Below are 10994 nucleotides of genomic sequence, written 5' to 3' on the forward strand. Positions count from 1 at the left end.
GAGCAATGCCCCGCCCCCCGGTCAGGGCCCAGCGCCTTACTCCCGGTTCCTCAGTCGCCGCTGCGGCCTTCTGCTGCGCTCAGTGCGGGCACCTCCGGCGCAGGGACCCCGGGCGTGCCGGCAGGATGGTCCCGCAGCCAGTCGCCCAGTGCGGAAGCCCGCAGCGGCGGCGAGATGGCGTAGCCCTGCGCCTGATCACAGCCCAGCTCCCGCAGGGTTTTCAGCTGCCCGGCTGTTTCTACCCCCACGGCCGTGACCTGCAGGTCCAGCCGCCGGGCTAGGTCCAGCGTGGCGGCCACCAGATCGGGGCCGCGCCCGCCGCTTTCCAGCCCGGTAATCATATGAGGGTGCAGTTTGAGGCCGGTCAGTGGGAACTCGGTCAGCGAGGTCAGGCTCATGGTGCCTTCGCCGAAATGGTCCAGCCACAGCGCGGCCCCTGCTTCGTGCAGTTGCTGCAGGATCACATCGTCCTGCGCATGGAAATCCACCATGCTGGCGGCGCTGATTTCTATGTTGGGCAAAGGACTGCCCTGCTCTTCCAGCTGTTCGAGCAGTGGCCAGAGGGCACCCAGCGCTGCCGGCTGCCGCAGTTCTTCCAGGCTGACGTTGATGCCCACCCGGAAGTCGGGCCACAGTTCGTTCCAGGAGCGCTGCTGCTGCAAGGCTTCGCGCATCACCCAGTCGCTCAGCGGTTGCAGCAGCCGCAGCCGGGCGGCCAGGTCCAGCAGTTCGTGCGGCGAGAGCCGGGCGCTGATTCTTTCCCAGCGCAGCAGCGCCTCGGCGCCCGACAGTTGGCCGCTGCGCAGATTCAGGGTGGGCTGATAGTGCAGCTTCAACTGGCCGCTGCTCACCGAGTCGCGCAGCGACTGTTCCAGCCGGAAAGTTTCGGCCAGCTGGGTACGCAGTTCGTCGTGGTAGGGCGTCACCTGGCCGCGGCCACGGCGGCGAGCATACTGCGCGGCAATCTCGGCGTTGCCCAGCGCTGCGTCGGGCGTTTGGCCCCCGCCTGCCTCGGCCAGACCGGTGGCGAAAGTCAGCGCCGTGACGGCCTGACCAACCCGGAAGGTGCCCTGCGTTACCTGCTCGGTGGCCAGCTGGGCACGTTTCAGCGACATCTCCGGCAACCACAGCGCAAAGGTGCCGTCGCCCAGCCGCGCCGCTTCGCCCTGATGGGTGGCCGCCAGCCCACGGAAACTGGCCGCCAGCTGCATCAGCAGGTGGTTGATGGCGGTGGGTTCGGTGGCGGTGGTCATGGCGGCGTATTCGTCCAGTTCCACCACTACAGCCACGCCACTCTGGGCGGCGGTGCCCGGCTCGGCCAGAAAGCGCCGCAGCCCGGCCCGGTTGTACAGCCCGGTCAGCTGGTCATGGTAAGCGCCGTAGGTGGCCTGCGCCTGCGCCCGCTTCAGGTCGCTCAGGTCGCGCAGGGTGACCAGCAGCAGGTCGGCGGCGCTGCCGTGGCCTTCTGTTCCACCGGCGCCGCCCGCCGGTCCCACCGTCAGCGCCACCGGCCGGCGGCCCTGGGCCGGCGACTCCACGACCAGTTCGGCGCTGTGTGGCAAGGCCTCGTTCCAGGGGTTGAAGCGGAACGGCTCGCCCTCGGGGGTCAGCAGGTTGATGCCCAGCAGTTCCAGCTGCCGGCGCAGGTTCTTGCCCAGCAGCCGGGCCGCGTCGGTGCCGGTCAGCTGCGCCGCCTGATCATTGATCAGACGCAGGGCGCCGCTGCGGTCCACCAGCAGCGTGGCGGTGTGCTGCTGGTTCAGCACCTCCTGGAGCAGGGCCTGGTCCTCGCCGGCTGTGCCGGTCTTGACGGCGCCGGTAGCGCGGCCTTCGCTCAGCTGGGCCACCAGCAGGTCGGGGCGGGTGGGCGAGCGCCGCAGTTCCAGGGTAATCGGCTGGCCCCGGCGCCGCTCGGGGTGGGCAAGCGCCGCGCCCCCCTCGGCGGCCAGGGCAATCAGGCCCTGCACGGTGTGTTTGCCGGCCTCGCTGAACAGAGGCAGGTCCTGCAATTTCTCGCTGCCCAGGCTGTCCAGGCCGCTCAGTTCGCTCAGGGCCTGATTGGCCTGGCGGATTTCACCACTCAGGTCAATCACGGCGGCCGGCACGCCCAGCCCCCCCAGCAGGGTGCGCAGCCACTCGCCTTTCTGGCGTTCCTCGGTCACATTTTCCACCGTCCATAGCACACCCGACTGCTGCCCGGTAAAAAAGGGCCGCACGCCGGGACGCAGCCAGATGGTGCGGCCCGGCTGCCGTGGGTCCTCGGCTTCCTGATCAGGCCACTCGGGCTGGCGACCCTGCGTCGCCGTCTCCAGCGGCCGCAGGTCCAGCGGCAGGTTCAGCTGCCGGACGTTCTGGCCTACGGTGGCGCCGCGTTCCAGCGCGAACAGTTCCAGAAAACTGTGGCTGACTTCCAGCACCTTCAGTTCCATATCCAGCCAGACGGTCGGCTGGGGCAGCTGGGTCAGCAGCAGGCTGAAATCTGCGGCGGCTGCCCCGCTGCCCTGGGCGGCCAGCAGCCGGTTGAACAGCTCGCCGACCTCGGGCCCGATGCCCTCAGGGGACCACAGCAGGCCCAGCAGGTGGCCTTCCGCGCTGACCCAGTCCAGCACGCCCTGATCCAGCCACTCGCCGGGAGGCTCCAGCGCCTGCTGGGCCTGCGGCTCGATGCTCTGGGTGCTGATTCGCAGGTAGCGGCCGTCCAGCAGGCCCAGAAAGGAGGCTTGGGGCGCATACAGGCCCAGCAGGTCCTGAACGACCTGGGGCCACAGCGGACCGGACTGAAGCTTGGAAGCGGAAAATGTCATGTGATCACCGGAACAGGGGAAGATGGAGGTCGGGGGAAAAGGAAGCCGCCCGAGCAGCCTCCGGATGGTCTGGGAGCCCGCGCAAACTCTGCCTGGACTGCACTGACCATCATGTTCACTGTAGCTTCATTATGCGCGGGCAGGTCTTACCGCGTTCGTACACCTGCGCCGGTGCCGGCCCAGCGATGCCGCCGCGCCAGCAGCTACAGCGGCATCGGCCATGCCCGGGCTGCAAGCGAAACTGCTCTCCCAGGCTCGGCGCTTTAGCCCTGCCGCGCCTCACTGAGCATTTCAGAAAGCCGCGAGAGGCAGCGGCTGTACTTCTTGGCAAAGGCGCCCGAGCGGTAGCTCTCGTCAAACAGGGTTTCTAAGGGGGCGCCGGTAAAAGCGGCGTGCAGTCCCATGTCGTACACCTTGTCAATAAAGTGCACCAGCCGCAGCGCTTGGTTCTGGTCGGGCAGCGGGTGCAGGCCTGTCACCGCCACCGCCTCCACGCCTGAGAGCAGCGCTGGAAACTGGCTGGGATGCACCGACAGCAGGTGCCGGTCCAGGTCGCTTGCCGCCACCACACTGAGGGTCTGCGAGTTTTGCTGGGCCAGCCAGCGCTGGAACTCGGCCTCGTTCAGCGGTTGCTGCGGCGTGGTGCCGCGCTGGCGGTAGTCGGGGCCGTCCACCCGCTGTGACTGAAAATGCCCTGCAATTGCCTCGATCTGCCGCTGGAAGTCACGGGTGGAAAAGCGGCCCTCGCCCAGCGCGCCGGGAGCCGTGTTGGAGGTGGCGACCACATTCACGCCAGCCGGCATCAGCGCTTCGAGCAGGGTGTTGGCCATGTGGGTGTTGCCGGGATCGTCCAGCTCGAACTCGTCGATCAGCAGCAGGTCGTAGTCACGGAACGCCTCGATCGCCTGGGGCATTTTCAGCGCCCCGATCAGGTACATCAGGTCCTGAAAGCTCATCAAGGCCACCCGGCTGCCGGGGTTACGTTCCTTGGCGGCGTAATAGGTGCTGGCCAGCAGGTGGGTCTTGCCCACCCCGAAGCCGCCGTCTAGATAAAGGCCGCGGCCTTCCGGCGCCACCACGCGCTGAAAAGGCCAGATGCCGGTCTTCCTGGCCGGCTGCGGCTCCAGGAATCGCTGCAGGCTCTGCCGGGCCGCCTCCTGTGACGGGAAAGCCGGATTGGGCCGGTAGTTTTCAAAGCGGGTTTCCGCAAAGCGGGCGCTGGGCACCAGCGTCTCCAGCAGCCGGCTGCGGTCCAGTGAAGGCTGGCGGCTCAGCAGGTTGATGCCACCGCCTGCGCCCGCAGCAACCGGGCCGGTCATCAGCGGTGCACTTCCAGTTCCACCTTGTAGTTGCCGCGCCGGGTTTCGTTCAGTACCCGCCGGAAATCGATGCGGCCCAGGCCCTCGGCACTGAGGCTGTCGCCCTCGTGCACCTCGCTGCCGGCCCGCACCGGCTGGCCGTTCAGCCGCACCTTGCCGCCGTCAATGCCCTGCTGAAAATAGGCCCGGCTGACCCCGAAGCCTTTGGCGCCCACCACGTCGGCGCGCATAGACGGCACCACCACTTCGCGCACCCGGCTGCCCTTGCCGGAAGTTTCTCCAATTTCTTCCACGCTCACGTCCTGCCCGCCCAGCGAGGTCAGTGCCAGCAGGGCAGCGGCTGCTTTGGCATCGGCAGCCACCTGAAAGCTGCCGCGCACCTCGCGGATGTCGCCCAACGAGCCTTCTTCCAGGTCCAGGCGGCCCAGCTGCACCCGCAGGTCCTGCTCGTCCCAGGGAATGCCGCCCTGCTGGGTCAGCCCAATGACCTGCACGCCGCTGTCCACTTCCGGGATATGGGCCGGATAAAGGGTCAGCACCATCTGCCGGGCGTCGGGAAAGCCGCCTGAGAGACGGTAGCCGATCTCCGGGTCATCCAGCAGGCGGCGGTCCAAGCTACCGCCGTCCACGAAACCGGTCCGCACCACCCGGCCACCCCGGGCCTTGGCGACCAGGCCCTGCAACTCCTTGTTCGTCATGGTCATGGCGGGCAGCATAGCGCCTGTTCCTGCGCCCTGACGGAGTCCTGACAGCCAGAAGGCCGCAAGTGGCAAATTTCTCTAAAGCCCTTCTGAAGGGCAATTGGAGTCCGTCTAAATATCCCCGTCAGTTTGGCGGAGTAGCATAGCTCTCATGAAGAAGACCTTGATTGCTCTGACCATTCTGGGTGGCGCTTTTGCCACCAACGCTTCTGCCGCCAACTACGGTGGCGTTCACGCTGGTACTGGCGTAGGCGTGCACTACCAGACTGACATCGATGCCAACAGCGCTTACCGCGTGGGTGTGGGCTTCGAAAACGGTAAAGGTATCGGTGCTAGTGTCGACTACCTAAATCGCTTTGACCGCAACCCCGTGGGCAACGGCTTCGTGCCTTACTACGGCGCTGGTGTGGGCGTGGACTTCTCCGGCGGCGTGTCGGTGGCTCCCCGCGCTTTCGTGGGTACCGACTTCGTGGTGAACCAGAATGCCCGTGTGTTTGGACAGGTTGGCCCTCAGTTCAGCCTGAATAACAATGGTCAGTCCGGTCTGGGCCTGCACGGTAACGTGGGCGTGAACTTCCGCCTGAAGTAAGACCAGCCTCAGTTGAAAAAGCCAGCCACCCGGCTGGTTTTTTTTGTTGCTGCGCCAGCCTCGCCGCTTAGGCCATGCCCGTTACACTGCGCCTCATGACTTCTGCTGTTCTGTCCATTCGCCGCGCCGACCCCGGCGATCTGCCCACCGTGCTGTCCCTGCTGGAAGGTTCAGGGCTGTACACCAGTTCAGTGAGCCTGAATGGCCCTGTGACCTATCTGCTGGGCGAGGTACAGGGGCAAGCCGCAGCGGTCCTGGGCCTGGAGCACGGCCAGGACGCCTCGCTGCTGCGGTCTTTTACCGTGGCGCCCAGCTTTCGTGGCCGTGGCTGGTCGCAGAGCAGACCATGCTGGAAGCTGCCTACGCTGTGCTGCGGGAGCGCGGCGACCGGGAAGTCTTTCTTTTCTCGGCAGATGAGGGGGCGTTCTGGCTGCATCAGGGCTACCAGCGGGTGGCACCGGAAGAACTGGCCCAGCGGCTGCCCCAGACGCCACAGGTCCGCAGCGCCCTGGAAACCGGCTGGCTGGCCGACTCGCTGGCCTGGAAAAGCATGCTGCCAAAATAATGGGCCCGGGTGCTTTCCTGCCTGAGCCGGGGTGCTAAGCTGAAAAAAGAGTTGCAGGCCTTGTTCTGGGTCTGTTCCACCATGAATTGCGTCCAGCGAGGCGCGAATGGAGGTTCGTATGAGCATGATTAAAAAAGAACGTGCCCTGCTGGCCCTGGCCGACGGCACAGTTTACCGTGGCTACGCTTTCGGTCACCGCGGGGAAACCGTGGGCGAAGTGGTATTCAACACGTCCATGACCGGTTATCAGGAAATCCTGACCGACCCCAGTTACGCTGGGCAGATCGTCACCATGACCTACCCACATGTGGGCAATTACGGTGTGGCGATTTACGATATGGAATCCAACCGCCCATACGTACGCGGTTTTATTGGCCGTGAGTTCTCGCACGACTACTCCAGTTACCGTGCCGAACAGGGCCTAGAAGAGTTCATGCAGCGCTACGGCGTTGTCAGCATTCAGGGCATCGATACCCGCGCGCTGGTGCGCCGGCTCCGCTCGGGTGGGGTGGTCAAGGGCGTGATTGCGCACCGCTCCTTTACCAACTCGGCCGACCCTTACGGCGAGTTCTCGCCCGAGGAGGAAGCGGCGCTGGTGGCCCGCGCCCGTGATCACCGCGACCGTGACGGATTGGATATGGCTGCCGAGGTGACCACCGAGCTGCCCTATGCCTACCCCACCCTGCGCGAAGGCAAGCGGGTGGTGCTGGTAGATTTTGGTATCAAGCACACCATTATCAAGCGGCTGGCCGAAGTGGGCATTGAACCTATCGTGGTGCCGGCCCGCACCACCGCCGCCGAGATCATGGAACTCAGCCCGCACGGCCTTTTTCTCAGCAACGGCCCGGGCGACCCCGCCGCGCTGACCTACGCCCACCGCACTGCCTGGGAACTGATGGGCCTGCTGCCTACCTTCGGTATCTGCCTGGGCCACCAGATTCTGGCGCTGGGCGCCGGCGGCCAGACCTTCAAGATGAAGTTCGGGCACCGTGGCGGCAACCAGCCGGTCAAGAACCTGCTGACCGGGAATGTGGAAATCACCTCGCAGAACCACGGCTACGCGGTGGACATTGATTCCATCCCGTCGGGCCAGTTCGTGCCTACCCACATCAACCTCAACGACCAGACCCTCGAAGGCATGGCGCACAGCCGCTACCCCGTCTTCAGCGTGCAGTATCACCCCGAATCGGCCCCCGGCCCCCACGACAGCCGCTACCTTTTCGACCGCTTTATTGAGGAGATCAACGCCTTTGAAGGCGCCAGCGGCCTGCCGGTAGACCGCAGCAGCACTGGCCGCCTAGGTCTCTGAACCCACCCGGCTACCCCTCCTTTCACCCATTTTTTGCCCCCGGCCCGCCCGGGGTTTTCTTTTTTGGGTCTGTTTTGCCTGGGTCAGCGAAAATCTTCTTGATGGGGTTTTCTTTACCCTTAGTCCCAGAAGATTAAACTTCTGTCACAAGTTTGTGAGAAGAGACGAAATACGGGTTACCTGGCAGGTTCTCAACAGGTGACTGGAAATGGAAGAGGGCCCTGGAAGCTTGTTGGGGACAGCTTCTAGAGAAGACAGGTTTGAAATGCACCACCGCTTTGGGAGAACCAAGGCAGGTTCACATGCTGCTACACAGCTGGAATGCGATTCCAGGCCAAAAAGGGTAAGTGGGCGGTAAGAACGCCTGTCTTATCGTGGTAGCTGTCCTGGGGACCCGTCTGGTCGCCGGTCCCGGCCCACTGGCTGGAGTTCAGCTGACCACGGTCCCGCTTATGACCCCGTCCCAAGGAGAGAAAAACATGTCCAATCAGAAATTCCTGACTATCCTGGCTGCCCTAACCCTGGGTGCCGCTGCGTCTCAGGCTCAGGCTGCCCCACTGGCGCCCGCGCCCACCACCACGGCCGGCACCACCATCAGCAACACTGCTAGTGCGTCCTTTACCAACCCCGCCACCAATAACACGGACACCACGCAGTCCAACACCGTGACCACCACCGTGCTGCCCCGCGCCGGCTTCAACATCACCTACAAGGGTGGTGGTGACACCGCGAGCACCAATGCTCCTACGGGTGCGCCGGCCGGCTATCAGCGCGACGCCCTGCCCGGCACCGTTGTGTCCTTTGAATATGTGGCGGTCAACACCGGGAACACGGTCCAGACCATTGCCCTGACCAGCGAAGTGAGTGGAGCGGTCAGCAACGTGCGCTTCTTCCCCAAGGCGGCCGATACCAACAACGACGGCAGCCTCTCGGCCGAAGAAATCGCCGCCTCTTCCCCGATTACCAGCGTGCAGGTGGACCCGTCCGGCGACAACACCACCACCCCGGCCATTGAGAACAATACCGGCGAAACCAACTTCTTCATGGTGTACACCGTGGGCGCTGCTCCCCGCACGACCATCGGCGCGACGCCTATCGGCAGTGGCCAGCAGTACGACAGCGCGGCCGGCACCAACGTCAATGTCACCGAAACGGCCACCAACCTGTTCTTCCAGTACAACCGGGTCAACGTGCAGGATTCGGGTGCCCAGATTGGGCCTAAGGACGACGCCGACGGCAAGGGCGGCCCAGTGACCCCGGCCTACAATGATGGCGCCGGCAACACGGTGACCCCTGCGGCCGACGACACGCAGAAGGCCAATATCCGCGCAGGCGTGACTTCGGTAACCTTTACCAACACGGTGCAGAACAGTGGCCAGGCGAACGACAACTTTACTGTGTCGTCCAGCACCCCGGGTACTGTCTTCCTGACCCCGACCGGCGCGCAGATCACCACGGCGCCTACCACGGTCAGTGTGACTCCGGCCGGCGGCGGCACGGCCTACGACGTGACCTACACGCTCTCGGGCAACACTATGGTGATCACTGGTCTGCGTCCCGGTGACAGCGCTTCTTTCCGCAATACCATTCCCTTTACGGACGTGACGCCCGGTGCTTCGGACCTCCAGCGCACCACCCTGACGGTGGTCAGCGCCAACAACCCCGAGCGCAGGGACACGACCACCAACATCATCCAGGACCCGGGCCTGCAGTTCGGTGACCGCACCGACGCCGGCACGCCGCCCAACCCCGGCGCCAACCCTAATCCCACTGTGCGGCCCGGCGCCACGGTGACCTTCCCGATGGAAATCGTGAACACTGGCGGTGCTCCCGACACCTACACGGCCGGACAGACCAGCGTGACCTTCCCGGTGGTGGGCGGCGGCACCATAACCGTGCCGGTGGAATATGCCCCCGACACCAACTGTGACGGCACCCCCGACGGTACCGGCAATACCCTGACCCTGCAACCCGGCGCCCGTGGCTGCTTCGTGGCGACTGTGAAGGTGCCTGAAAACGCGCTGGCCGGCACCACCGGCTCCATCACCCAGACGGTGACCAGCAGCAGCGGCCTGACCGCCACCGACGGCAACAACACCATCACCGTGAACCCGACCAACCTCGGTGATCAGAAGAGCGGTGTGGCGCTGGCCAAGTTCGTGCAGGGCGGGAATGGCAGCACCAGCTACGCCGGCATCACTGCGCCGGAAGGCTACACCACCAGCAATGAGGCCCTGCCCGGCGCCGACCTCAACTACGCGATTGTGGCCAAGAACAATTTCAACGCCCCGGTCAGCAACTTCTTCGTGTGTGACCGTGTGCCGGCCAACACCAGCTTTGTGGGTGTAAGCGGCGGTGCCCTCTACAGCACCAACGGTGGCAGCTCCTGGAGTGCTGCAGCACCAAAGTCGCTGGCGGCCGGTACGCCCACCGCTCAGGGCGGTGAAGTGTGCGTGGCTCCTGCCGACCGGACCCTGGCTGCCGGTGCCACTCTGCGGGTGGACTTCAAGGTCCGCGTGAACTGAGCCCCTCCCGGCAGCCCCAGCTGCGCCGGACCCCGCGCGGAGTGCGCCCAGCCTGTGATGGGCGGGCGCACTTTTTCCACGCTGCCGCGTTTTCTCTGCATTTTTAACCTGCCAATACAGACGCCCTAACATCAGAACAGTTCTTTTTTATGCTTGTCACGCCGTTATTCTGGTCTCCAGAGGAGGAACCATGTTCCGCAAACTTGCTCTTTTCACCCTGCTGCCCGGTGTCCTGTCCGGTCTGGCTTCGGCGCAGCTGACGCCTTCGGGGACGCAAATCACCAACCGGGCCAGCGCGCAGTTCGATGACGCGCAGGGACAGCCGGCGCCCGTGGTCTATTCCAATACTGTGGTGACCACCGTACAGGACATCTGCGGCGTCAGCGTGCTGCCCAACGGTACTGCCGGCGCTCCGGCCATGACGCGCGAGGCGCTGCCGGGCGAAACGGCCGTGTTTCCCTATACCGTGACCAACACCGGCAATGTGACCGGGACATTTGCGCTGCAGACCCGGCTGGAAGCCGGCAGCCAGCTGCAGCCCGTACTGAGCGCTTACCTGGACCAGAACCGCAATGGCCAGATTGACGCGGGCGAGCCGGCGGTGCAGGAGGTGAGTCTGAAGGCCGGTGAGGCGGCGGCCGTACTGCTGCGCGCCGAGGTGACCTCTGCCACCCCTTCCGGGACCGCTGCGGTCAACTTGATTGCCAGCTGCGCCAACGAAGGGCAGTTCGACGATGACAATGTTTCGCTCCTGACCGTGGGCGTTCCACCTGAAATGCGTGTCACCAAGACCTTCGAGCCACAGGTGATCGTGCCCGGCCAGGAGACCAAAGTGCGCCTGACGGCAACCAATGCCGGTGCCCGCGACTCGAAGCAGGTGCAGCTGACCGACCTGCTGACCGATCAGCTGTCGCAGGGCCTGGAATTTATGCCGGGCAGCGCCAGCAGCGCCGGCGGCCGGATCGAATATTTCGACGGTGACCTGTGGCAGAGCGAGCCCCCGGCTCAGGTGCGGGGCCTGCGGGCTGTGGCTGACGGTGGCCTGGCGCCCGGCACCCAGCTTGACCTGACTTTCAAACTGCGGGCCCGTGAGGTGGCCGATGGCCGCGCTTTCCTGAATGTTGCCACGGTGCGGTCCAGCGGCCGCGAAGCCAGTGCCAGCGCCACACTCAACGTGCGTTA

General features: G+C 64.9%; 7 protein-coding genes and 1 pseudogene. 5 read left to right on the forward strand and 3 right to left on the reverse strand.

The window, feature by feature from the left end:
- Nucleotides 1-50: 50 nt before the first annotated feature.
- From OCI36_RS00625 to OCI36_RS00635, 3 genes are all read right to left on the reverse strand, one after another.
- Complete coding sequence (locus OCI36_RS00625; RefSeq protein WP_261663137.1) at nt 51-2804, reverse strand: EAL domain-containing protein; 2754 nt, start codon at nt 2802-2804, stop codon at nt 51-53.
- A gap of 263 nt (nt 2805-3067) precedes the next feature.
- Nucleotides 3068-4123 carry a cell division protein ZapE gene (zapE, locus tag OCI36_RS00630; protein WP_261663138.1) on the reverse strand — a complete coding sequence of 352 codons (1056 nt, stop codon included), beginning with the start codon at nt 4121-4123 and terminating at the stop codon, nt 3068-3070.
- Complete coding sequence (locus tag OCI36_RS00635) at nt 4123-4827, reverse strand: S4 domain-containing protein (protein WP_261663139.1); 705 nt, start codon at nt 4825-4827, stop codon at nt 4123-4125. Before OCI36_RS00635 ends, zapE begins: the two co-directional genes overlap by 1 nt.
- 148 nt (nt 4828-4975) lie before the next feature.
- On the opposite strand from OCI36_RS00635, the gene OCI36_RS00640 reads away from it, so the two are divergent.
- From OCI36_RS00640 to OCI36_RS13390, 5 genes and pseudogenes are all read left to right on the forward strand, one after another.
- Nucleotides 4976-5413 carry a hypothetical protein gene (locus tag OCI36_RS00640; protein WP_261663140.1) on the forward strand — a complete coding sequence of 146 codons (438 nt, stop codon included), beginning with the start codon at nt 4976-4978 and terminating at the stop codon, nt 5411-5413.
- A gap of 346 nt (nt 5414-5759) precedes the next feature.
- Complete coding sequence (locus OCI36_RS00645) at nt 5760-5978, forward strand: hypothetical protein (RefSeq protein ID WP_261663141.1); 219 nt, start codon at nt 5760-5762, stop codon at nt 5976-5978.
- Nucleotides 5979-6102: 124 nt separating this feature from the next.
- Nucleotides 6103-7287, forward strand: coding sequence for a glutamine-hydrolyzing carbamoyl-phosphate synthase small subunit (gene carA / locus OCI36_RS00650; protein ID WP_261663404.1), 1185 nt, complete (start codon nt 6103-6105; stop codon nt 7285-7287).
- Nucleotides 7288-7766: 479 nt separating this feature from the next.
- Entirely contained in the window at nt 7767-9812 is a 2046-nt protein-coding gene (locus tag OCI36_RS00655; RefSeq protein ID WP_261663142.1) for a hypothetical protein, read from the forward strand.
- Between the two features lie 835 nt (nt 9813-10647).
- Nucleotides 10648-10896: pseudogene (locus tag OCI36_RS13390) on the forward strand (DUF11 domain-containing protein); the annotation flags it as partial.
- Nucleotides 10897-10994 lie beyond the last annotated feature (98 nt).

The sequence above is a fragment of the Deinococcus sp. Marseille-Q6407 genome, from assembly GCF_946848805.1.
In the GTDB taxonomy this organism is placed as follows: domain Bacteria; phylum Deinococcota; class Deinococci; order Deinococcales; family Deinococcaceae; genus Deinococcus.

Excerpts from the sequence above, each read along its gene's own strand:
- OCI36_RS00625 (WP_261663137.1), bottom strand. The coding sequence starts at position 2,804 with ATGACATTTTCCGCTTCCAAGCTTCAGTCCGGTCCGCTGTGGCCCCAG.
- zapE (WP_261663138.1), bottom strand. The coding sequence starts at position 4,123 with ATGACCGGCCCGGTTGCTGCGGGCGCAGGCGGTGGCATCAACCTGCTG.
- OCI36_RS00635 (WP_261663139.1), bottom strand. The coding sequence starts at position 4,827 with ATGACCATGACGAACAAGGAGTTGCAGGGCCTGGTCGCCAAGGCCCGG.
- OCI36_RS00640 (WP_261663140.1), top strand. The coding sequence starts at position 4,976 with ATGAAGAAGACCTTGATTGCTCTGACCATTCTGGGTGGCGCTTTTGCC.
- OCI36_RS00645 (WP_261663141.1), top strand. The coding sequence starts at position 5,760 with ATGCTGGAAGCTGCCTACGCTGTGCTGCGGGAGCGCGGCGACCGGGAA.
- carA (WP_261663404.1), top strand. The coding sequence starts at position 6,103 with ATGATTAAAAAAGAACGTGCCCTGCTGGCCCTGGCCGACGGCACAGTT.
- OCI36_RS00655 (WP_261663142.1), top strand. The coding sequence starts at position 7,767 with ATGTCCAATCAGAAATTCCTGACTATCCTGGCTGCCCTAACCCTGGGT.